Raw genomic sequence first — 21,854 nt, 5'->3', positions numbered from 1 at the left:
GGGTGAATGAGATGAGTACAGGTGTCGTAAGAGTAGGTTTGTTGGGTTTGGGAACAGTTGGGGGCGGTGTCATTAAAACCATTCGTTCGCAGCAGGAGAAGCTGGCGTCTCGTCTGGGGAAACGAATCGAGATCGTCAAAGCGCTGGTGCGTGACTCGGAAAAGGAGAGAGCCGTATATTTGGACCGCTCTGTTTTGACGACGGATTTTGAAGACGTGTTGAAAAGCGATGTCGATATTATCGTTGAAGTCATGGGTGGTGTTGAGCCTACGTACGATTATGTGCGTGCGCTGATCGAGAAAGGCTGTCATGTCGTCACAGCCAATAAAGAGCTGCTCGCAAAAAGAGGAACTGAGCTGGTGGACTTGGCGAACAGGCACCAGGTGCATCTGGCCTATGAAGCGAGCGTAGCAGGGGGAATCCCGATTCTGGGGGTCTTGCGCCAATTCCTGCGCACCAATGACATTAGCGGCGTTCGAGGTATTCTCAATGGAACGACCAACTTCATTCTGACAAAAATGGAGCAAGAGCAGCTCTCGTATCAAGAGGTATTGAAGCAGGCTCAGGAGCTCGGCTATGCCGAAGCAGACCCGCGCTCAGATGTGGAGGGCTTCGATGCGATGTACAAATTGTACATACTCGCGCAATTGGTATATGGCGAATCACTCCCGCTGGCAGAAGTAAACCGAAAAGGAATAGCGGATTTGACGGCTGGGCAGATTCGCATCGCAAGTGAGCTCGGCTACCGGATCAAGCTGATCGCGCAAGCAGAGCAAACAGGAGAAGGCATCCGTCTTTCCGTGGAGCCAACCATGCTGCCCCTCAGTCATCCTTTGGCACAAATTCAGGATGCGTTTAACGCAGTTCAGCTGTCTGGAAATATTGTCGGGGATCTGCTGTTTACGGGGAGAGGAGCAGGCGAGCTGCCGACAGCGAGTGCAGTCGTGGAAGATTTAGCGTATTTGCTGACCCAGCCATTTACCCCGCATCCTGCATGGAGGGAAAGAGAAGGGGGCGCGGAAACGACGCAAGAGACGGAAGCGAAGTCCTTTTGCTATGTGGAAGGGACTGGACCTGCAGCTACTCCAGATCGGGTACTTCACTTCTTGCGCTTGGCAGGTGTGGAAGTGCACAAGCTGAAAGTTCAGTTCGACTTGGGGGGAGTCCTGCGCGCTGGCTTGATTACAACGGGCCTCACGGATGAGCATTCCGACCTGCTGCGGTCCGACTTTGGGTTACAGGTGCGATGTTTCCCATTGCTTGGCTCATCAGCAGAATAAGATTATCTTCACTTCATGCAAAAAAGGGCTGTGGAGATCGCCTCCACAGCCCATTGCAACCAATCCGAAAGCTTATCGCTTGGAACGGATGTATTCCGAAAGCTTCTGCAAGCCTTCGCGCAGCATTTCTGTCTCGCATGCATAGCCAATTCGCAGATAGCCTTCCATTTCGAAGCAAATACCAGGGGTCAGGAAGGCACCTGTTTCCTTCAACAATCCTTCGCAGAAATCGACGGAGGAGATCGGCAAGTCATATCTGAGCATCGCGGTTGTACCTGCGCGTGGCTTGACGTACGTAATCGCAGGCTCATTCGCTACCCATTCATCCAGGATTGCCAGATTGTCTTTAATAATTTTTCGATTGCGGGTTAATATCCGGTCGTAGTTTTTCATGGCATGGACAGCCAAAAGATCATCCAGCATCCCTACGCTGATCGTAGTGTAATCCCGATGCTTGATGCACTCCTCAATCACTTCTTTCGGAGCTGCGATCCAGCCCAAGCGCAACCCAGCCAAGGAAAGCGCCTTTGACATGCTGGATGTACTGATCCCTTTTTCGTACAGGTCGGCGATAGAAGGGACGATGAGATCATCATCCTGCAGCAGATTGCGGTAGACCTCGTCGCAGAGTAGGTAAGCGCCGCAGGAGCGGGCGATTTCCACGATTTTCTCCAAGGTATCTCGCTCCATGAGGGAGCCGCTCGGGTTGTTCGGGTTGTTGATGCAGATCAGCTTCGTATTTTCCCGCACGAGCGAGCGCAGTTCATCCAGATCGGGCAGGAAGCCGTTTTCTTCCTTCAAATGCAGCAGATCGACGGTGGCACCAAATGATTTTGGTACGTCATAGATTTGCTGATAGGTAGGATGAACGGAAATAACATGGTCGCCAGGCTTTACGAGCGAGTAAAAGACCAGGAAGTTGGCCGCGATCCCGCCATTCATGACGAGCACCTGATGCGGGTCAACGGTCGTGTACAGTTGGGAAACCAGTGTGCGGAATTCCGGCGAGCCTTCAATGTGTCCATACGTCAGTTTTTTGGAAGCGAGGGAACGGAAAAAGTCTTCTGGATTCGTTCCATCTATCGAAATGAGTTCCTCAACCGTCAAGGAATCGACGCAAGTCTCCGCGATATTGTACGTCGCGCTCATCTCGTATTTGTTCATCCAATCCTCTACTGCAAAAAGCTTGATATCCACAATCCTTCCTCCTTTATCTCATTTGCGTGATTAAAGCTGTGCAATTGTTCCGATGCCTTGCTCCTCCGCTTTTTTGAGGACGTAATCCGCTGTGATCAAATCCTGTAAGGCAATCCCTGTGCTGTCGTAAATGGTGATATCTTGATCAGACAAGCGGCCTGGTGTCTTGCCGAGGATGACGCTGCCGATTTCCGAGATGATGTCGTCTTTGGTGATGAGCCCTTTTTGGACAGCGACTTTGGTTTCGCCGACGTTGATGGCTTGTGTCACGTCATCTACGAAAACGCGAGCGGATGAAAAGAGATTCTCATCGATTTCCTGTTTTCCTGCCATATCTGCGCCAACGCAGGAGAAATGTGTGCCAGGCTTGACCCATTCCTTCATGATGATCGGCTTGTGGGAAGGAGTAGCGGTAATGATGATATCGGCTTCTTCTGTGGCTGCACGGATGTTGTCGGTTGCGACGTACTCGATGTCGATGCGGTCCAGCAGCGTCTGATAAAGCTCCTGATCATTCTGATAAGATGGAAGGAACATATTTTTCAGTTTGTCTTTTGCCGTTGTACAAAAGGCTGCTGCTCTCTCATAGGAGTTTGCATTGTATACCGTCACTTTTTTGATGTGCTCCATGGTGGAAAGGGTAGCCATGATTTCATATGGAGCCAGATGTCCGCTGCCTACCAGCAGCAAGTTCTCGGATTCTGGTCTTGCGAAATACTTGGCACCGATTCCGCCGGCCGCACCTGTACGCATCAAGGTTACTGGTTCGCCGCTCATCATGCCTTTCGGAACGCCGGTATCGCTGTCGAGAACCATGACAAAACCGACGAGTGCGGGAAGCTCTTTGGACGGGTTATCCCCGAACCAGGAGACCAGCTTCAGTCCGAATATATGAGCTCCCTTTAGATGACCGGATTTGATATCCATGTCAGCTTTCCCTGGAGCAAATTCGTGGAATACCATTGGGAACAATGATGCTTCTTTTTGCTCCTTGAGCGTGTAGGCTCGCTCAACCAGCTCGATGACGTTTTTCATGTCCAGCAGCTTTCTCACGCTTGCTTCATCGATTACTCGAAATGGAAACATGATAGATCCCCCTCTCCCTCTCTTGACTCTTTGGATGATATGGCTTTGACTTTAGCATAGAATAAAATAATAATGAAATTAGTGTATTCAATAGTAACCATAGGAATCTCAGAGAGACCTTCTAAGCTTGGGGGGAGCAGGATGGAGCTTCGCACGTTAAAAACATTTCAGGTAGTAGCAGACCAGCTTAACTTGACCAAAGCTGCCGAAATGCTCGGCTATACACAACCGACGATTACACTGCAAATCCAGACGCTGGAAAAGGAGATTGGACATCCGTTGTTCAATCGGGTCGGGAAAAAAACGTTTCTGACACCGGCCGGGAAGATGATGAAAGAGCATGTGGACAAGCTGTTTGCAGTCGTCTCCCAAATGGATAAAGCGATAAAAATGCTGGACGGGCCTTACGGAACACTGGTAGTGGCGGCACCGGAATATTACTGGACCCATTATCTCAGCCAGTTGATCCGTTCTTATATCCATCATCATCCGCAGGTCAAGCTGAAGCTCGTTTCGTGCAACAGTGCGGATGCCGTAAACATGATCACTTCCAATGAGGCAGACATCGGCATCATCGCAGGGGTGAGTGGCAAGCCAGAAGTGGAGAGCAGACTTTTGGAACAGGAAAAGCTGCTGGTCGTCACGTCCAGAGAAATCTATGAAAAGCATGACCAAAGCTACATCATGGAGCATTTCCCTTTTATCTATAAAGAGAGCTACAATCTCGAGGGTCTCCATAGCCAGTCGATTACGGGGCTAGACTATCATCCGGCAGCTGCGATCGAAAGCAGCAGCGAGGAAGCCATCAAAATAGCGGCCTTGAATCATACGGGTGTCGCGTTAATCAGTGCAAATTTGATTCGCGAGGAGTTGGCATCCGGGTTGCTCGTTCCTTTGCACCAGCTCGAGCAACGTTTGGATACCCATCTTATTTTTTTGAAGGATCGATCCGAGGAAACGACGATTCGGTCATTCGCAGAGCTGGTGATAGAAGGCTGGCCGGAAGCGACAGGTCGATAGAGAATAAAAAAGCAGGATAGGCTGAGGCGGATCCTCTGCGGAGGCGATCGGCCTTTTCGGCGTGCCGACAGAGTTCTTGAACCGATAGAATTGAATCTCTCAATGGTTACCATAGGCATTCCTTATTAGATGGTTCTAAGAGAGTATGCTACCATTTGGAGACAGAAAATTTAGATAAGAAGGAGGTCGAACTGCTCGATGGCACAAACGAATGTTTCAGCCCCTGCACCATTGAACAAAAAGCCTAGGGAAATTAATGTTTTCGTGCTGTTGTTGATCGTACTGGTCATCGCATCTCTTGCAACGTATGTTCTGCCAGCTGGCGAATACACGCGGACCGAGGTGAATGGTCGCAGCATTGTCGTACCTGACACCTACAAAGGAATCGAATCGTCTCCCGTGAGTCTGATGGGCGTAATCGGTTCGATTCACACAGGAATGGTAGAAGCTTCGTCCATTATCTTTTTCGTTCTTATTATTGGTGGTACTTTTGGTATTTTAACAGCGACAGGCACGATTGAAGCACTCATTTCTACGCTTTCTCGCAAGCTGGCGAATCAGGAAAAATGGCTGATCCCGATCATGATGCTTTTCTTTGCTATGGGTGGAGCTCTGATGGGGATGGCAGAGGAAACGCTCGCTTATCTGGGGATCATGATTCCCCTCGCGATTGCCTTGGGCTTTGATGTCATTACTGGGACTGCGATCGTGCTGGTAGGGGCGTCCATCGGGTTTACCACAGCGGTCATGAATCCATTTACCGTGGGGATTGCGCAGAGTATTGCCGAGCTGCCGCCATTTTCGGGGATGGGCTACCGGATCATACTGTTCGTGATTATGTACGCGGTATCGGTCTATTTTGTCTACCGTTATGCGATGAAAGTGAAGCGCGACCGCGGCTACGGTTTTTTCGCAGAGGGGAAATACGATAACCTCGAGTCCAAGGATGTGAAGCTGGAGACGAGACACAAAATCGTGTTGACCTGCTTCCTGCTCAACTTTGCCTTGCTGGCTTACGGGGTCGTTAAATACGAATGGTTTATCACGGAGATTGCAGGTCTGTTTACCGTATTGGGCATTATCATCGCGATCGTCGGCAGGCTGTCTGCAGGAGAAACGGTCAATGCGTTTATGAAAGGGGCAGCAGGTCTGATCTCAGGCGCCCTGATTATTGGTGTGGCGCGTGCGATCGTCGTGATTTTGACGGACGGGCATGTGATCGATACGATTCTGTTCCACGCAGCATCGGCGATTCACCACTTGCCTCCTGCACTGAGCGTAGTGGGTATGTACTTGCTGCAAGCGATCATCCACTTGATCGTTCCATCTGGCAGTGGACAAGCAGCGCTGACGATGCCGATCATGGCGCCTCTGGCCGATCTGGTAGGAGTGACTCGACAAACTGCCGTACTCAGCTTTTCGATGGCAGACGGGATCGGCAACATTATCTTCCCGACATCAGGCTATTTCATGGCAGGTCTGGCGATTGCCGGTATTCCATGGGGACGTTGGGCGAAATGGATCATGCCTCTGATTTTGACGCAGTACGCCATCGGTTTGGTAGCCGTTATCGTCGCACAGCTCATTGGCTACGGACCGTTTTAAAGGAGGGCACCGTTCATGCAAGCATTGGTTTCTACGGCACTTGGCGAATGGGCCGTACAGCATCGTCGACATTTGCATCAGTATCCAGAGCTGTCAGGGGAAGAGCATCTGACCCATGCCTATATCAAGAGACAGCTGGAAGAGCTGAGTATTCCCATTTTGGACTTTGCCGCACCGAGTGTCGTAGGGCTGGTGCGAGGGACGGAAGGAAGCAAAACCATTGCACTGCGTGCCGACATTGATGCACTGCCTGTGATGGAGGAAGGACAGAAAGTCTATCAATCGAAAGTTCCAGGGGTGTCACACGCCTGCGGACATGATGGACATACAGCTGTCTTGCTGGCAGTCGCGAAATGGCTCGCGGAAAACAGGAGTGACCTGAAAGCGAACGTCCTGTTGATTTTTCAATCCTCGGAAGAGCGCGATCCAAGCGGGGCGACCGCTTTAATCAATCAAGGCGTACTCGATGGCGTCGATGCGATTTTCGGGATTCACCTCTGGCAGCCGTTGGAAAAGGGGAAGATCGGTGTCTGCCACGGCTCGATGATGGGGGCTTGCGATGAGTTCACGATCACGATAGAAGGAAAAGGGGGACATGGTGCCATGCCACATGATGCCGTCGACCCCATCTTCATCGCGGGTCAAATCGTCAGTGGACTGCAATCCGTCGTCAGCAGAGCGATCAGCCCTTTGCAGCCAGCTGTCCTGACAGTCGGCAAGGTTGAAGCTGGCAGTACGTACAACATCATTCCCAACGAGGCTGTCATGCTGGGTACGACGCGCAGCCTAACCCAAGAGACCAGACAGCGAATCTTTACGCAAATGCAAAGCATCGTGGAAGGTGTCTCTGCGAGCTTTGGCGCGGTGGGCACAATCGAGTACAGCTGGGGACCGCCTCCCTTGGTCAATGACCGGGTGCAAAGTCGCTATGTAGAGCGAGTCGTCGTTGAGGCATTCGGTGAATCCTTCTACGCGGCTGACATGGAGCCGACTATGGCTGCCGAAGACTTTGCCTATTATTTGGAGCATTGTCCAGGAGCGTTTGTCTTTGTGGGCATGGGCGGGGAGAGAAGTGCATATCCTCACCATCATCCGCGCTTTGATATCGACGAAGATGCGATTCCGACCGCGATCGAGCTGTTTATCCAGCTCATCCGTCGCTTTTCCTGAAAAATGGGTCAGGGATCGGCACGGTGCACAGCTTCACAGACAGAATAGAAAAAAGCTTCAGGAGGTACGAAAGAATGCTGAATGTTTCCATGCTAAGTGTATTGCAAGCAAAAAAACGTATCGAGCACGAAATCGTAAAGACGCCTTTGATGAAATCAGATGCGCTTTCCTTGCATGTGGGTTCTGAAGTATGGCTCAAGCTGGAGAACCTGCAGAAGACGGGTTCGTTCAAGCTGCGCGGCGCTTTGAACAAAATCTCTTCTTTATCCAAAGAGGAACTGGGACGAGGGGTCATTACGGCATCGGCAGGAAATCACGCACAGGGCGTGGCGTACGCGGCATCGCTCACAGGGGTATCAGCCTTGATCGTCGTACCAAAGACGGCTCCGGAAACGAAGCGGGCTGGCATTCAGCGGTATGGGGCTGAACTGGTGGTGCACGGTGACAATTACGATGAAGCAGAGGCGTACGCGTATCGGCTAGCAGAAGAAACTGGGCGGACCTTCGTCCATGCGTTCGAGGATAACGAGATCATCGCAGGACAAGGGACAGTCGCACTGGAAGCGCTGCTCGAGCAGCCTGACTTTGATGCGATTGTGGTTCCAGCAGGTGGCGGAGGACTTATTTGCGGAATCGCCGTCGCTGCCAAGGCGCTCAATCCAGCCATCGAAGTGATCGGGATTCAGACGCACGCGTCGCCACCTTGGTACTATTCGTTCAAGGAGCGCAGACTGGCTGATGTGACGTACAGCGACTCGCTTGCTGACGGCTTGCATGGAGGGATTTCCCAAGGCAATCTTGATCTGGCGCTTACCATTGTCGACAAATTTGTGCTGGTCGAGGAAGAGCAAGTTGCCCATGCGATGTACTGGCTGGCGAAAGAGCATCACTACATGGTGGAAGGCTCCGGTGCAGTCGGCGTTGCCGCTTTGTTGCACGGGCATTTGCCCCATTTGAAAGGCAAAAAAGTATTGAACATCGTCAGCGGCAGCAATGTAGATGCAGCCAAGCTGGGTAAGATTATCAACAGCTATACCTAAGCGCAAGTTTATTTCTGATTGGGCTTTGACTCTCCGTTTTGCTGGTTGCCTGGGAAGACGACCTTTTCCCACTTCGTCAGGAAATACCCGGAGACAGCAAAGATCCCAAATGCGCCCAGGGCGATGAGCAATCCTGTCATAGCAGACCCTCCTTTCGCATGCTTCTCTAGGTATTACGTGACGCGGAAGAAAATGTTTCATTCCAAACGACCATTTGGGTGAATGGTAACGGAATTGGACAGCGATTGGATCCGCTCCAGCAAAAGCCTGCCGTCTGCCTCATTCATCGGGACAGCCTGACCTAGCTTTGCGTGGTAGGGAAGCATCGTCAGTTCACAGCTGCCTTGCTTGGTACACTCGGCTTGAAGCACCATGCTCTCCCATGTCTTGGGCTCGGAAGCTCGTGTGAAAATAAAGTTGCCCAAGCTGTATGCAATCCATTTGTCCTGGTATTTTTCAAAGCCTTGCAAAACATGTGGATGTCCTCCGATCACCAGATCTGCCCCTGCATCGATGAATGTGCGGGCAAGAGTCGTTTGGTGCTCGATCGGGTCATCCACTTTTTCTTTTCCCCAATGGGCGATAACTATGACCACATCTGCCCCAGCTTGTGCCTCCTGGATCGCTTGGACGGCGAGGGCAGGGTTGTAGGTGGCGGCTAACCCCGGCTTGTTTTTTCCGGCGTACCAGCTGTATTCGGGAATGACTCGACTAAAGCCGAGCAGGGCCACGCGAATCCCGTTTTTTTCGATGTACACAGGAGCATAGGCCCGGGCATCATCTTTTCCTGCACCTACGTAATCAATCTGATGGTTTTCGAGTGCAGCCAGCGTGTCGAGCAACCCTTCTGTTCCTTGATCGAGAGTATGATTGTTTGCCAGATTGACGGCATCAATCCCCGCCTGCTTCATGGCTGGCACCGCGAGCGGAGAGGATTTGTACACGAAGGCTTTATTGTCAGAGGGAGTCCCTCGTTCGGTGATCGGCGTCTCCAGATTGACGATCGTGTAGTCATCCGCGAGAAAGAGAGGGGACACGTGCGAAAAAGCATAGTCATACCCTTTTTCCTGCAAAGTTTTCTCGACGTTCCCTGACATCATGACATCGCCAGCAAAGCTAAGTGAAATCGTGGGCTCTTTTTCAGGAGCTGCTTCGCTCTCTTGGTGGGATGGAGGAGTTGGTTGTGCAGATCCTTCCTGTCCCGTGCTTGAAATCCGCTCATACAAGACGTAACCACCGACCGCGAGAATGGCGAACAAACTGAAAAGCAGTGTTCGTTGCCCGGCCTGGCGCCACTTGGTGATCGTTTTTCTGCGTCTTGTTACGGTTCGACTCGTTCGGCTCATGATTCCTCCTGTCGAATAAGACATCGTTTGTCGAAACATTCGTCCATTATACCATGCTTCCTCCTGTCTTTCCTTTTCATGGGAGAAGAAGTACAATGAACAAAATGTTTTTCAGGAGAGGACAGAGGTGAGAGCGCGTGGATTTAGCTTTGGATCACATTGTTCATTTTGTGCATCGCGCCCCTGCGGAGGCAACAGAACAATTTCGGACAAAAGGGTACCATGCCGTAGCGGGAGGCAGGCATGCAATGTGGGGCACCTGGAATAGCTTGAGCTACTTTGGGCTGACGTATGTGGAGTTTTTAGCTGTCGAGCGGCAAGCCTTGGCGAAGGAGTCCGAGAATCCGCTGATTCGGCAGCTGGTAGCTGATCAGAAGCGGGGAGAGGGGCTTGGGCAGATTGCGCTTCGCACACGGCAAATGGATGAATGGGCGAACCGGCTGCGTCAAACAGGATTGAAAGTCACTGGACCAGTGGCAGGAAGCCGAATGCGGGAAGATGGTTCTACGATTCGCTGGAGAATGCTGTTCCTCGACGATCCCGATAGCGCTCTGCAGCCGCCGTTTCTCATCGAGTGGGAAGAGTCGGATGAGGAACGGGTGAAAGACTTGACGAGTCGAGGGGTCATAGCCCCGCATGCCAACGGAGCCAAGTCGATCCAGTCCGTTTGCTATGCCGTATCTGATCTGGAGGAAGCTGTGGGCAGGTGGCAGCTTTGGTTTGGCTGGGAGAGCAGCGAGGTTTTTACAGATGAACAACTGGGAGCAAAATGCCGGCAGCTGGAGATACTCGGAAGCTCGATTACGCTATGTCAGCCGGTCGGTTCAGGGCAGGCGAGCAACGCTCTGCAAGCTAGAGGGGAGCGGCCATTTGCCGTGAAGGTATGCACAGAGAGCAAGGAAGCCCAAGATGTCGTACTTGGCGGAATGTACACGCTTCTTCCATGCTAGGCAAGTAGTCAAGGCGAGTATGGACCAGGTCCGTCTATTTGGGACGAGCTGGGCCATACCCGCCTTGGTCATTCCGTGCTCGGCTGTATTGGGCAGCTTGCTGGTCGTTTTTGCTGACTTGGCGGCACGGATGGTAAATCCGCCGTTCGAAACTCCGATGGGGGCGCTGATTGCGCTGATCGGGGTTCCGTTTTTCCTCTGCCTTGCGCGCAAACAGGGAAGGGGGTTGTAAGCGATGCAGCAAACGACAGCATGAATTCCGGCTGCCGCTGTAGGCTTGGCGGCTTCGTGCGTGGCTGTCAGCGGAGGCATCGGGTTTGTAGGTCTGATTGGGCCGCATTTGGCACGTCGTTTGGTTGGCCCTCGTCACGAGGTTTTGTTGCCGGCAGCAGCCCTTTGTGGAGCCTTGCTGGAGATTACGGCAGATACGCTTGGGCGCTGGATTTTACAGCCTTCCGAGATTCCTACGGGGATCGTCGTCGCGATTATCGGTGCTCCGTATTTCTTGTATTTGCTGGCCAAGGCCAAAGATTAATAGAAAAAAGCGAGAGTTCCCAGATGTGGAGACCTCGCTTTTTGTCTTCTCGTTCAGTTGTTACGTACCATATGTTTTCTTCGTCAATTGGCGGTACATGTACAGCATCGCGATTCGCCACGGCACCAGCATTCCAAAAGCGAGCAGGAAGAACAGGCCGCCTGTTTGGATGGGAGTAAACGAATCGTTAATCACCAGCTTGATGATCAGGCGGATGATCAGAAGCCCCATCAAGATAATAAAAAACGCTTTAGAGCGCTTCAGATAAACATCCTGCCCGACGATCTCGAAGCGGGAGGTCATGATCAGGGGAACGGAAAATACTACACCCACGAGAAAGGCGGTAAAGTCGTACATCGGGGGAGTTGCCGCTTCTGGAAAGAAAAACATTGCAAAGCCAGTAGCCATAAAAAAGGGCGGCAAGATGATGCTTTTTGCGGACACGGGCTTTTTCTGCCGGCGCATGCGCAAAAAGATGACCACCGTGGCCATGATGAGAGGCACCAGGATACCCAGTGCCGTCGATGACAGTATTTGCATGGAAGAATCCCTCCAACAATTTTCGAGCTGATACTCATATCATACACTATTGTCGGAATGTAGGTAAAGGATCTTACATGCTTTCCCTTTTTCTAGGTTTTCAAGCTGCGGCTTCATCATGTGCGCGTACATCCAGCTTGTGCTTTTTGCTGTACCAATACGTACCTACTCCGAAGAGAATGGTCAGTGTGCCGATGCAAAGCAAGTAGCCAGATATGCCCATGAGGTCGAGGCCAACGCCGGTGACGCCGAGGGCGATCAGGAAAAAGCTGCGGTCGAGCATGCTTTTAAAGGAAAAGAATCGACCCTGCTGATGCTCGGGCAGCCGCTTTTGAAAGATCGTAGCGGTAACAGGGAAAAAGAATGCGACGATGAAGCCGAATACGGCGAACGAAGCGAGGATCATGACTTTTTGTGAAGCAAAAGACATACCGTACTGCGAGATTCCGAAAAAGATGAGCATCAAAGTCGAGGATGCCATCAGATTTTTGTTGCCGATCCAACGCTTGGCGAGCAAGCCGCCGACAAAAATGCTAAACCCTTCTGCCATGTAGATCCATCCCATGAGCTGTGGTTCATTCTGAAGGGTACTTAGATTCAGAATCATCAGGTTGACTCCACCAAGGAACAGAGTGACAAGTCCATTATTGATCAGCCCGACGAAGAGAGCGGGATCTTGCCGGGAGATGGTCAGAACCTCGCGAAATTCCACCTTTTCTTTCATACGGCGGGAAGTGATCGGAGGAATGCGCAAAAACAGGGTCACCACAGCCAGGACAGCATACGCGATGATCGAACAGACATAGAGCATGGACAGATCCATCGAAACGACCAGAACACCCCCGATTGCGGTACCTCCGATCCGGGACAGGGTAGAGATGTTCAGATAGATACTGTTTGCTTTCAGAAGCTCGTCTTTAGACAGGATGGCGGGCAGTGACGCTTGCACGGTGGGAAAATAAAAGGCAGCGGAGCACTGCATGACGATGAGGGAGACGATCATCCAGACGAGCGAATCATTCGCGAGCGCTGGAAACATAAAGACCGGGCTGAGACAGCGAATCAGACTGGCCAGCATCATGATCTTGCCTTTGTCGTACATGTCGATGATCACGCCAGCTTTTGGTGAGAGCAAGATGCTGACGACCAATCCACACATCAGAACCAGGGCCTTTACCGTCTCGGAAGGGATCAAGCTCTGCATGAACTGCAGATTGGCGATGATGGAAATCCACATACCTGCGCCAGCGACTACCTCACCTGTCATTAGCAATAGGAAAGTTCGGTTTCGCCACAACATGAGGGCCTCCATTTTAAAAAAATTTTGCCAAACGGGCATCCCACAGTATAGCATTTACGGAATCATTTGTATATTCACGGTGATGAGTGGTATGCAGGCAGCGGGTGAGGGGAAAACTAAACCGATTACAGACGGCAGGTGTGATGAACCCGGCATGCGTTTTCTTCCACTCGGGATAAGGGGGCTAGGCTTTTTGGCGTATAAACGGTCGTTACTGCTACTGATCGGTTACGGATTTACTGCCACCTTGACGATTTTTTACGGCTTAGTGGAAAAACAAAGCTTGTTTGTTACTTTTGTCTGCTTTCATTTGGTCGTGTGCATGTGCATTCCAGTCCTGCATGGCTGGTGGGAGGGCAGTTTGCAAGAAAGCTGGCAATTTGCCTGGGGGCAGATGGAACACAGAGGCGTTCTTTTCGGAGTGACCAGCGGGATCGTACTGTTTCTGGGAGCTTCTATAGGCATCTGGGTGCTGCTGCGAACCGAGGGGCGAACGGAAACAGTACGCCAGGTATTGGAGCTATGGGGCCTCAACAGCCGCTGGATCTGGTGGTTTTCACTGTATCTTGTGGTCGTGAATTCTTTATTGGAGGAACTCTTTTGGCGTGGATTTGTCCTGCAGCGCTTCCTGGTCGTCATGTCGAGGGTCGTAGGGATCCTGCTGTCGAGCTTTTTTTATTGTCTGTACCATCTCGTGGTTTTGACGGTCCTGTTCGGTTTCCGGTGGGGATGCTTGATGACTCTGCTGGTTTTTGGGGTTGGGTGCTTTTGGGGGTGGATGAAGGGGAGGTTTCCCTCTGCCTATCCAACTTGGTTCAGCCATTTACTGGCAGATCTGGGACTTGTCATTCCGGTATTGTGGTGGATATTTTGAGAGGCTTGCGAGGGGGACCGGATATGCTTACGAGTCACGAACATACGCGTCTTCGGAAACGGCTGCTGAGTATACTGCGGCAGAACAGCGATTATCACCAGCTTTATTATGATACATACGGGTATACTCCGGTCGGGGCATTGCTTGGTTACTTGCAAACGCTGAAAGGAATGGAGACGGTGACACGAGCAGATATCAGAGAGGTCGTGGAAAACGACCCTGCTCGTCAATTGGAGTGGGATCAAGGAGTGCTGATCCGGGCTACACATGGATTTATGCCAACGAAGACGAAAGGCAGGCTGGCGGAAGTAGCCCCACCAAAGATCCTCTACTACGGTACCCATCGCAGGCTGATTCATCAAGTAAAGGCCAGCGGGCTTTTGCCGATCGCCAGTGAATACGTCCAACTGGCAGACACAGGGGAGGCGATCGGAGCACCGGGTGATACTTTGTCACTTTTCGAAGTGCAAGCCGAAGCGGCGTATCGAGCAGGCGTTCACTTCTTCCGACTTTGCGTGCCGTATTCTCATTCCGATCCCTTTTACTTTTCCGAAGCCATACCGCCTGATTATCTTCAGCTTCTGTAGCCAGTTAGCTGCCAGGCTCGCTACGCTGACGTTCACGCAGCTGAAGCTGGCGCGCTCTCTCAGCAAATACTTCGCTGCGATCGCGAAGAGTGTGTTTGTTTAACAGATAGTGATCGTTCAAATCGCTTTCTCGGGTCACAGGAACATCTCGAAGCGCGCAGGCACGCTCATAGGCTTCACGCAGGTCAGCTGCAAGAATGGGCAGAGACATACTGTGGTAAGAAAGCCCGTTGTTCAATTCTTCCAGGCGCTTTTCCAGCAGAAGCATGAGCGCAGCATGATCTAGGCCTAGTCGCAGGACGTCTTCTGGATGATGCTCTAGAATAGAGTGCGCACTCGTGAGCATTTTCTTCGCTCCGTTCAGGTTGCCGCGGCGTTGATGGTAGAGGCCTACTGCAATCTGAATGAGGCCGACCCAGACGATTTGCCGCTGCTCCTGTGGCACGCTTTTCCAATATTCTTCAAGGATTTCATGGCATTCAAAATAGTCACGCTCGACGTGAAATTGAACCAGGTAATCCAGATAAGGTTGGGGGTACATCGGTGAACCACCTCGCTGCTTGGTTTTCAACTGTTTGGTTATGTACTATTATATAGGAAAGTGAGTAGAAAACGAGGTGCGAACATATATGACAGCAGAAGAATTGATGGCAGTCTTGGAAAAAAAGAAGATGACGGACATTATAGAGTTGATTGAAGATGCGCAAACAGGTGATCTGGAGGAGCTGGAGCTGGTAGAAAGCCTCGGCTTGCTCATGGATCAGGAGCTGAATCGGGAAGTCTTGCAGCTTTTAGAAAGTCTGGGTGTCGCTATTATTTACGTGAGTGCCGAGGATGACGAAGAAGAGGAAGACGACGAGGAAGACGAACAAGTGTGAAACACAAGAACCAACCGATCCTTGGGGAAAGGTTGGTTCTTTCCATTTCACTAGTTTATTTCTGTGTCCATACCCGGTTTTTGTTGCGCGTAGCCGGGAACTTTTCGCCACGGCTTAATTCGATAATCATCGGGTCCTGAACACTGGAACCAGATTCACCGATTTCCATGTAAACGGCATTTTTGGGTGATTTTTCACCTTCACGAAAACGACTGTGTTCTCCCATGAGGTCACCTTCCTTATGGTGTAGTTATATCTTCACGTGCCTTAGTATTTCCGCAGTCAGTGCCTTCATCCTGCGGGATCTATTGACGTTACAATCTGAATTCATATACGATTATTTCAGTAGCTAAGGAGAGGTGAATTCATGATCAAATTGATACTCCAAAAGGATTCCAATGTTTCGTACCACGAACAATTGTTTCAACAGATTGCTGCTTTGATTCGGAGTGGCGAATTGCCGCCGAACGAACAGCTCCCGACCGTACGAGAACTGGCTGCGCAGCTGAAAATCAACTACAATACCGTACGGAGTGTGTACCTGCGTCTCCAGCAGGAAGGCATGGTCGATTCCAGGCAAGGTCGGGGAACGATTGTGAGCAATGTGGTAAATGATCCTCTCCTGACCCGGAATCCTGCCCACTTGGCGCTTTTAGCCAAAGAAACGTTGCACAAAGTAAAGGCCATGGGTTATTCCATGGACGAGTTTACCCGTGTGCTGTCTTCCGTCATGCAAGAGATCAATCAGTTTCCCGTTCTCTTTCTCCGGTTTACCGAGCTGGAGCTGGCAGAATACCTGCGTCTCGTGCAATACCATCTGCCAAGCGCGATGGTGGAAGGACGTACATTTGAAGACTTTATCGAAAGGCTGGAGCGGGATCCGAGCTTCCTGCAGCAGTATAAAGCGATTGTGACGCACCCTTCTGTAAACCTGCGCATGATGAAGCAGACGCTGCCAAAAGAGTCGCCTCCTCTCGTCAGTCTCGATTTTATCCCGGATCCAACGACGGTGATTCCAGCGATGGAAGCTTATCCGCGGCATACGAAAGTCGGCTTGATCTGTGCCACAATCCGAGGTGCAGCAGGAATGATCAATGATTTGTATAACGCGGGTATTACCCATTTGGATTTGCGGACAATCGAAGCGAATCACCCAGATGTGTTTGAGTTGATCTCGAATTGTGATGTCGTATATATTTCCAAGCCAGGCTATATGACCAGACCGCATTTGCTGACACTTCCAAAGGTAAAAGAGTATCAGGAAATCCCCGATCATCATGGGATTAACGAGCTGCGCAAGATTGTCACACAGTAAGACGAGTCCTTATTTTTTCTTTTAACCGGTTATTAGGAGAAGGATTATTTTGAATCGAGCTTACCTGATGCTGATCAGTGCTGTCTTTTTATGGGGCCTCACTGTTGTTCCGATGAAATGGACCTTAGATACGGTTCAGCCCTTTACCTTGATGTTTTTTCGGCTTTTACTCGCGGGTCTGCTGCTTTTACCGCTGGTCTGGTTGCGCAGAGGCAGAGTGTCAGGAAAGGCTGTGGCGATCCCGTGGATGCGCCTTGCGATGCTTTCCTTTACCGGTGTTGCCGGTTATTTTTTGATGAATACATATGGCATTTCGCTGACCAGTGGAGTCAATGCCAGCATTATATCAGCTACACTGCCGTTGTTTACTCTCTTGCTGGCTGCTTTGTACTTAAAAGAACAGATCCTGCTCACGCAATGGGTCGGTCTGGTGCTCGGGATCGGCGGTGTCTTGATGGTGACGATTCAGCCGCAATCTTTGCAGCAGGCGCATTCCTTGTGGGGAGATTTCTTGGTACTGGCTTCGCAATTTATTTGGACGGTGTACGTCGTCCAGCTGAAGCGCCCCAAAGGGGAAGAAAAGCTTTCCAGTGAGCTGTTCACCGCGTTGACCTTCTTGCTCGGCAGTGCGATGCTCCTGCCTTTTGCCGCATGGGAGACATGGCATTTCGGGCTGCCTTCTGCATCAGGGAAATCCGTGATGAGCTTTTTGTTCTTGGTTCTCTGCTGCACGATGCTCGCTTACCTGATGTGGAATAAGGCTTTAGAGCGTATACCTGCCGCCAAAGCGGGCATTTATTTAAACGCCATACCACTACTGAATGTGCTGACATCCATCCTGCTCTTAAGCGAGCAAATGAGCTGGAGAACCATCGTGGGAGGGCTCCTGGTACTCGTGGGAGTGGCGTGGGCGGAAAGGCGTAAACATGCCCGAGGCTTAGTCAGGGCTAAGCTGGATGCGTAGTTTGCCTGCTGCTGCCAAGACGGGACAAAAGCTGATTTTCTAAACGCACTAGACAGGTGTCCATGCCAATGCCTCATTACCTACATACCTTGTAGATGTACCGATTAAGAGGGGGTGAAGGTAATGGGTTGCGGATGCAGAAGGTCTTCTCATTGTAAATGTCACGTTCGGAAATGCTGCAAGAAGAAATACTACAAGAAACACTGCTACTATAAGCCTGTTTACAAAACGGAGTGCAGAAGTAGCTATGGTAGCTGTGGCCACCATGGTGGAAGCTGCGGGCACGACGGTTATGGTTCCTCTTCGGGTTATGGCCACGGCGGCAAATATTAATCAAAAACGAAAAGCGCCTTTTGGGCGCTTTTTCGTTTTTTCGCAAGTTTGGGCGGAATCCATCGTAGACTAAACTATCCGAAAATAGGAGGAGTCATGATGAATCAGCAGTATGGCAAAGATGAACGGATGTGGGCCATGATTGTCCACCTATCCGCACTGGTCGGGTTTATCATTCCGCTCGGAAACGTTCTAGGGCCCCTGATTATCTGGTTAATTAAAAAAGACACCAGTCCGTTCATTAACACGCATGGAAAGGAAGCACTTAATTTCAGCATCACCGTTACGATCTACGCGGCTATTTCTTATTTATTGCTCATTGTCTTTATCGGTGCACTGCTCTTAATCGCACTGTTTTTGTTCTGGGCTATATTCCTGATCATGGCTGCAGTCAAAGCAAACGAGGGCAACGATTTCCGTTACCCGCTCACCTTTCGTTTTGTCAAATAGGGTGGCACGACGTGGGGCTGTTCCGAGAGGGAGCAGCCCTTTTGTTGAGGTGATTTTGAATTTTCTCAATAAAGAAGGAGGGGATATAACCTTTCGCGAAAAATTAAAGAGTGTATATCGCGGAAAGGGGTGTCCAGGTATGCTGACAGGGGTTACGGTTATCGATTTTTCACGCCATCTTCCCGGACCGGTCTGCACGATGCGGCTGGCTGATCTGGGTGCTGAGGTTATCGAGATCAATTCGTTTCCTGCCCATGATCCCGGACCCTCGACGCATGCTGTCAACTGGGAAGCCAGGGAGACGGGAGCATTTTACCTGCGTTCCCATCGCAATCACAAAAGTATTTCACTGAATCTGCGTACGGAAGACGGGAAGGCGCTCGCGTTTGCTCTGGCGAGTCAGGCAGACGTCGTAGTGGAGAGCTACCGCGCTGGGGTGCTCCGGCATCTGGGGCTCGATTACGACAGTCTGTGGGCAGTTCATTCCTCCCTCATCTATTGCTCGGTCACAGGCTACGGCCAGAGCGGGGAGATGAATCAGCTCGGCGGGAATGACCTGAATATTCAGGCGGTTAGCGGGTTTTTATCGGCGCTGCGCGATGGAGAAGGAAAGCCGGTCATTGCGGATATACCCATCGCTGACTATGCGGTGGGCTTGTATGCGAGCGAACAGATCTGCGCAGCGCTTGTCCAGCGTGCACGTACGGGACGAGGAGCCTATTTGGACGTGGCGTCCGGAGATCTTCTTTCCTCCTGGATGGGGCTGCATGCGATCCTCGGGAGATGCCGATCGTCACAGGAGTACAGCTCAGCGCGCCATGAGCGCCTCGCCTATCAGGTGTATGAGACCTCAGATGGTCAGTATGTTGCTCTTGCCGCAGTAGAGGAGAAGTTCTGGCTGAATTTTTGCCGCGCGGTTGGCCGCGACGATTGGGAGAGCGCATACCAGGCCACTGTTTCAGAACAGCCCGAGGTTTACGAGGACTTGAAAGCGCTCTTCTCTTCCCGAACACAGGCGGAATGGAGCGAGCTCGGCATGGAAGTGGACTGCTGCCTGACCGCTGTCGAAGATATGGAAAACTGGGCAAACAGCTTGTATGTTACGAGCAGGGAGATCGCGTATACGCTGCCTTATCTAGAAAAGAGAACATCATCCGCCGGTGGCAGCAAGTGGGCTGCCTGGTACACCGATCATACACACGAGCTGCTGAGAAAAAAGCTGCGCTTAGCTGAAAGCGAACTTGGCCGGCTGCAAAAGCTCGGAGTCATCCCCGCTATCCCCACCTAAGAGAGGAGAATCACTCAAGCATGGAACAAGGACAAAAGCCGGATGTTTGGTCAGCATGCGAAAATGGCGTGTGGACGATCACTCTCAACCGTCCACAGGTATTGAACGCTTTGACCATCGAGATGTTTTATCAGCTTCGCGAAGAGATCGAGCAAGCGGAAAGGGCTGAAAATGCAGATGTAGTCGTGCTGAGGGGGGCAGGGGGAAACTTTTGCTCGGGGGCTGACTTGAGTGTCCTTGCCGTTTTACGGGAAGATACGCAAGCAGACGAAGCCCTCAGCGTGATCAACGAGTTTTTAACCAGGCTGCACCGAATGCCAAAGCCAGTGATTTCCGTCATCGAAGGTGCTGCGGTAGGCGCAGGCCTGAACTTGGCTTTGCATGCGGACTTTGTCATCGCAACGAACAACGCTCTTTTACAGGAGCCGTTTGTCCATCTCGGTTTGACAACCGACTTCGGTGGAACGTACTTGCTGCCCAGGCTCGTAGGACTAGCACAGGCAAAACGATTGGCATTGCTGGGAGAGCGGCTATCAGGGCAAGAGGCAGAGCGGATTGGATTCATTTATAAAGCGGTGGACATAGAGAGGCTGGCTGAAGAAGTCGAGAAGCTGATCATGACCGTACGGCGAGTTCCGAATCAAGCGTATGCCGTCACCAAAGAAGGATTGGGGCGGGCGCAGGGGATGGAGCTGGAGCAGGCTCTGGAATGGGAAAAGGAGCAGCAGCCTCGTTTGATCGCTCATCCAGATTTCCTTTCGCTGATCGCAGCAAAGCGCAAGAAATAAAGAGGTTTGGGTTGCTGATTTGCCCGACTGAGGAAAGAATATCCGTTGAGCGTCAAAGGAATCTGTGGTAAAGTAAACGTATCAAGATCCTGCGATGTACGTAAGGCCGTAAATGTTTCTAACCTTATACGTGTTTTTCGGGAGACGGAATTTTGTAATGGAAGTCAGGCCCACCTCCTTTTTGGATGCATGGGAAGGCAGAAGTTCGAAGGGGTCACCCACCTGTGTGAGCGCAGGTTATAGAAACATGAGGTCAACGGCAGAGCGGGGACTTGGCCTGTTTATAAACAAGCTCTCGGGCAATTGATAGAGTGCAAAACAAAAAACCACTTGGAACATGATGTTCTAGGTGGTTTTTTGTCGTGAAGGAAGTCAGTTGTAAGGAGCGCTGAAGGATGCATCAATGGGTGGTTTTGTTTTGCTTGCCGGCCCCTTGACCCTTTTCCTGTCCGCCTCCGCTGTGGCGCTGCTGTCCTTGTCCTTGGCCGTCCTGCTGATCTCCTTGATTCACGATGGTCAATGTTTGCTGCAAGGATTGTGTGTCTTGCGCATCCTGCAGGATTTGGTACATTTGCAGGAAGTTCGCTTTTTGACCTTCGGGGATGCCCTTGATGCGAACGGTCATCTCCTGCGGGCCGTTTTGTTGCTGCTGTTGCTGCCCTCCGCCGCCGCCGTCGCCTCCGTTACCGTTACTGTTTCCTTCCTGACTGCTCGGCTGCTCGTCCAAGAAGCTCAGGAACATGGAATCATCAGAGTTGCTGTCCTGCTGATTTTGTTTTCCTTGCCCGCCGTCTTGTGATTGCTGCCCTTGATCCTGCCCTTGTCCACCTTGCCCGCCTCCCTGTGGTTGGTCGAACAAGACGCTGAATTCATTTAAGTCGGTTTGGATGATGCCAATGACGTTCATCCCGATCCCCCTTCCAATGATTGTAGTATGCCTCAGCCCGGATGTTTGGAGTGATGCACGCCATGATGCTGCAGGTAACTATGGAAAAAGTACTCAGCTACGGTAACCACGAAGGCTGTGAGCAAGATCCCCGGTAGATGATAGGGTTGGGCAAATACGTAACTGCTTATCCAAAACAAAGCAAAAACCATGATAAAATCAGCTGTGGTTGCAAAGGTATTATTGGTCTTGGGCAGGATGAGGGCATCCCCCAAAGCGTACGCAATCAAACTTACGACAATGCTGGTCAAGACCGCGAATGTCAGTGATGTTCCCGACCACCAAAGCCCTGGAACCGCAATGATACCGTTTACCAAGAGCTTGATTAAGATGTTCAAGAACGAACACCTCCTTTCATGCTC

Annotated in this window: 25 protein-coding genes, 1 other RNA gene and 2 pseudogenes; 18 read left to right on the top strand and 10 right to left on the bottom strand. The window is 51.2% G+C overall.

What is annotated here, in order from left to right; all coding sequences use genetic code 11:
• The first annotated feature begins 11 nt into the window (after positions 1 to 11).
• Positions 12 to 1,280 (top strand): homoserine dehydrogenase, encoded by a 1,269-nt coding sequence (locus EDM55_RS02655; RefSeq protein WP_122959590.1) that lies wholly within the window; start codon positions 12 to 14, stop codon positions 1,278 to 1,280.
• 72 nt (positions 1,281 to 1,352) lie between these two features.
• Here the strand turns inward: EDM55_RS02655 and EDM55_RS02650 are convergent, their stop codons facing one another.
• Positions 1,353 to 2,477, bottom strand: a complete 1,125-nt coding sequence (locus tag EDM55_RS02650) for an aminotransferase (protein ID WP_122959532.1) — start codon at positions 2,475 to 2,477, stop codon at positions 1,353 to 1,355.
• Positions 2,478 to 2,507: 30 nt separating this feature from the next.
• Positions 2,508 to 3,563 (bottom strand): ornithine cyclodeaminase family protein, encoded by a 1,056-nt coding sequence (locus EDM55_RS02645; protein ID WP_122959531.1) that lies wholly within the window; start codon positions 3,561 to 3,563, stop codon positions 2,508 to 2,510.
• A gap of 141 nt (positions 3,564 to 3,704) precedes the next feature.
• Between EDM55_RS02645 and EDM55_RS02640 the strand changes: the two genes are divergently transcribed.
• From EDM55_RS02640 to EDM55_RS02625, 4 genes are all read left to right on the top strand, one after another.
• Entirely contained in the window at positions 3,705 to 4,583 is an 879-nt protein-coding gene (locus EDM55_RS02640) for a LysR family transcriptional regulator (RefSeq protein WP_122959530.1), read from the top strand.
• 198 nt (positions 4,584 to 4,781) lie between these two features.
• Complete coding sequence (locus EDM55_RS02635; RefSeq protein ID WP_092267845.1) at positions 4,782 to 6,188, top strand: YfcC family protein; 1,407 nt, start codon at positions 4,782 to 4,784, stop codon at positions 6,186 to 6,188.
• A gap of 15 nt (positions 6,189 to 6,203) precedes the next feature.
• On the top strand, positions 6,204 to 7,358 hold the full coding sequence (locus tag EDM55_RS02630; RefSeq protein ID WP_122959529.1) for a M20 metallopeptidase family protein: 1,155 nt from the start codon (positions 6,204 to 6,206) through the stop codon (positions 7,356 to 7,358).
• A gap of 74 nt (positions 7,359 to 7,432) precedes the next feature.
• Positions 7,433 to 8,398, top strand: a complete 966-nt coding sequence (locus EDM55_RS02625; protein ID WP_122959528.1) for a threonine ammonia-lyase — start codon at positions 7,433 to 7,435, stop codon at positions 8,396 to 8,398.
• Between the two features lie 8 nt (positions 8,399 to 8,406).
• Here EDM55_RS02625 and EDM55_RS30705 read toward each other — a convergent pair whose 3' ends face one another.
• Together EDM55_RS30705 and EDM55_RS02620 are read right to left on the bottom strand one after the other, a co-directional pair.
• Complete coding sequence (locus EDM55_RS30705; protein WP_258957656.1) at positions 8,407 to 8,538, bottom strand: hypothetical protein; 132 nt, start codon at positions 8,536 to 8,538, stop codon at positions 8,407 to 8,409.
• Between the two features lie 57 nt (positions 8,539 to 8,595).
• Positions 8,596 to 9,744, bottom strand: coding sequence for a CapA family protein (locus tag EDM55_RS02620; protein ID WP_122959589.1), 1,149 nt, complete (start codon positions 9,742 to 9,744; stop codon positions 8,596 to 8,598).
• 137 nt (positions 9,745 to 9,881) lie between these two features.
• On the opposite strand from EDM55_RS02620, the gene EDM55_RS02615 reads away from it, so the two are divergent.
• The 3 genes and pseudogenes from EDM55_RS02615 to EDM55_RS02605 all read left to right on the top strand — a co-directional run.
• Positions 9,882 to 10,694 (top strand): VOC family protein, encoded by an 813-nt coding sequence (locus tag EDM55_RS02615; RefSeq protein ID WP_122959527.1) that lies wholly within the window; start codon positions 9,882 to 9,884, stop codon positions 10,692 to 10,694.
• Between the two features lie 67 nt (positions 10,695 to 10,761).
• Positions 10,762 to 10,926, top strand: a pseudogene (locus EDM55_RS02610) (iron chelate uptake ABC transporter family permease subunit); the annotation flags it as partial.
• A 30-nt stretch (positions 10,927 to 10,956) separates the two neighbouring features.
• Positions 10,957 to 11,229: pseudogene (locus EDM55_RS02605) on the top strand (iron chelate uptake ABC transporter family permease subunit); the annotation flags it as partial.
• A 60-nt stretch (positions 11,230 to 11,289) separates the two neighbouring features.
• On the opposite strand, the gene EDM55_RS02600 reads toward EDM55_RS02605, so the two are convergent.
• Complete coding sequence (locus EDM55_RS02600) at positions 11,290 to 11,769, bottom strand: CcdC family protein (RefSeq protein ID WP_092267849.1); 480 nt, start codon at positions 11,767 to 11,769, stop codon at positions 11,290 to 11,292.
• 100 nt (positions 11,770 to 11,869) lie between these two features.
• Positions 11,870 to 13,069, bottom strand: a complete 1,200-nt coding sequence (locus EDM55_RS02595; protein ID WP_092267850.1) for an MFS transporter — start codon at positions 13,067 to 13,069, stop codon at positions 11,870 to 11,872.
• A gap of 193 nt (positions 13,070 to 13,262) precedes the next feature.
• Here EDM55_RS02595 and EDM55_RS02590 point away from each other — a divergent pair, with 193 nt between their 5' ends.
• Complete coding sequence (locus EDM55_RS02590) at positions 13,263 to 13,943, top strand: CPBP family intramembrane glutamic endopeptidase (protein ID WP_092267851.1); 681 nt, start codon at positions 13,263 to 13,265, stop codon at positions 13,941 to 13,943.
• Between the two features lie 23 nt (positions 13,944 to 13,966).
• Positions 13,967 to 14,530: an RNA 2'-phosphotransferase gene (locus tag EDM55_RS02585; RefSeq protein WP_092267852.1), complete on the top strand. Its 564-nt coding sequence runs from the start codon at positions 13,967 to 13,969 to the stop codon at positions 14,528 to 14,530.
• 4 nt (positions 14,531 to 14,534) lie between these two features.
• Here the strand turns inward: EDM55_RS02585 and EDM55_RS02580 are convergent, their stop codons facing one another.
• On the bottom strand, positions 14,535 to 15,071 hold the full coding sequence (locus tag EDM55_RS02580) for a DUF309 domain-containing protein (protein WP_122959526.1): 537 nt from the start codon (positions 15,069 to 15,071) through the stop codon (positions 14,535 to 14,537).
• An 88-nt stretch (positions 15,072 to 15,159) separates the two neighbouring features.
• Between EDM55_RS02580 and EDM55_RS02575 the strand changes: the two genes are divergently transcribed.
• A complete protein-coding gene (locus tag EDM55_RS02575) occupies positions 15,160 to 15,408 on the top strand; it encodes a hypothetical protein (RefSeq protein WP_092267854.1) in 249 nt (82 codons plus the stop codon).
• Positions 15,409 to 15,463: 55 nt separating this feature from the next.
• On the opposite strand, the gene EDM55_RS02570 is transcribed toward EDM55_RS02575, so the two are convergent.
• On the bottom strand, positions 15,464 to 15,634 hold the full coding sequence (locus EDM55_RS02570; RefSeq protein ID WP_092267855.1) for a YjzC family protein: 171 nt from the start codon (positions 15,632 to 15,634) through the stop codon (positions 15,464 to 15,466).
• A 141-nt stretch (positions 15,635 to 15,775) separates the two neighbouring features.
• Between EDM55_RS02570 and EDM55_RS02565 the strand changes: the two genes are divergently transcribed.
• The 7 genes from EDM55_RS02565 to ssrS all read left to right on the top strand — a co-directional run bounded on the left by EDM55_RS02565 (position 15,776) and on the right by ssrS (position 20,821).
• Complete coding sequence (locus EDM55_RS02565) at positions 15,776 to 16,723, top strand: GntR family transcriptional regulator (protein ID WP_092267856.1); 948 nt, start codon at positions 15,776 to 15,778, stop codon at positions 16,721 to 16,723.
• A gap of 67 nt (positions 16,724 to 16,790) precedes the next feature.
• Positions 16,791 to 17,687, top strand: a complete 897-nt coding sequence (locus EDM55_RS02560; protein WP_122959588.1) for a DMT family transporter — start codon at positions 16,791 to 16,793, stop codon at positions 17,685 to 17,687.
• Positions 17,688 to 17,934: 247 nt separating this feature from the next.
• The gene (locus EDM55_RS30120; RefSeq protein ID WP_170184354.1) at positions 17,935 to 18,093 is read left to right on the top strand and encodes a hypothetical protein; all 159 of its coding nucleotides are present in this window, start codon (positions 17,935 to 17,937) and stop codon (positions 18,091 to 18,093) included.
• A 23-nt stretch (positions 18,094 to 18,116) separates the two neighbouring features.
• Positions 18,117 to 18,470 (top strand): DUF4870 domain-containing protein, encoded by a 354-nt coding sequence (locus EDM55_RS02555; protein WP_259676064.1) that lies wholly within the window; start codon positions 18,117 to 18,119, stop codon positions 18,468 to 18,470.
• 139 nt (positions 18,471 to 18,609) lie between these two features.
• Entirely contained in the window at positions 18,610 to 19,758 is a 1,149-nt protein-coding gene (locus EDM55_RS02550; RefSeq protein WP_122959525.1) for a CaiB/BaiF CoA transferase family protein, read from the top strand.
• Positions 19,759 to 19,778: 20 nt separating this feature from the next.
• Positions 19,779 to 20,546 carry an enoyl-CoA hydratase/isomerase family protein gene (locus EDM55_RS02545; RefSeq protein ID WP_122959524.1) on the top strand — a complete coding sequence of 256 codons (768 nt, stop codon included), beginning with the start codon at positions 19,779 to 19,781 and terminating at the stop codon, positions 20,544 to 20,546.
• Between the two features lie 83 nt (positions 20,547 to 20,629).
• Positions 20,630 to 20,821, top strand: a non-coding RNA gene (gene ssrS / locus EDM55_RS02540) — 6S RNA.
• A gap of 125 nt (positions 20,822 to 20,946) precedes the next feature.
• Here ssrS and EDM55_RS02535 read toward each other — a convergent pair.
• The gene (locus EDM55_RS02535) at positions 20,947 to 21,453 is read right to left on the bottom strand and encodes a hypothetical protein (RefSeq protein ID WP_092267860.1); all 507 of its coding nucleotides are present in this window, start codon (positions 21,451 to 21,453) and stop codon (positions 20,947 to 20,949) included.
• 32 nt (positions 21,454 to 21,485) lie between these two features.
• Entirely contained in the window at positions 21,486 to 21,830 is a 345-nt protein-coding gene (locus EDM55_RS02530; protein WP_122959523.1) for a DUF2512 family protein, read from the bottom strand.
• Positions 21,831 to 21,854 lie beyond the last annotated feature (24 nt).

It is taken from the genome of Brevibacillus centrosporus, assembly GCF_003710815.1.
In the GTDB taxonomy this organism is placed as follows: domain Bacteria; phylum Bacillota; class Bacilli; order Brevibacillales; family Brevibacillaceae; genus Brevibacillus; species Brevibacillus centrosporus.
Note: the sequence above shows the minus strand (reverse complement) of the source record. Positions and strands in the feature narration are given on the sequence as shown.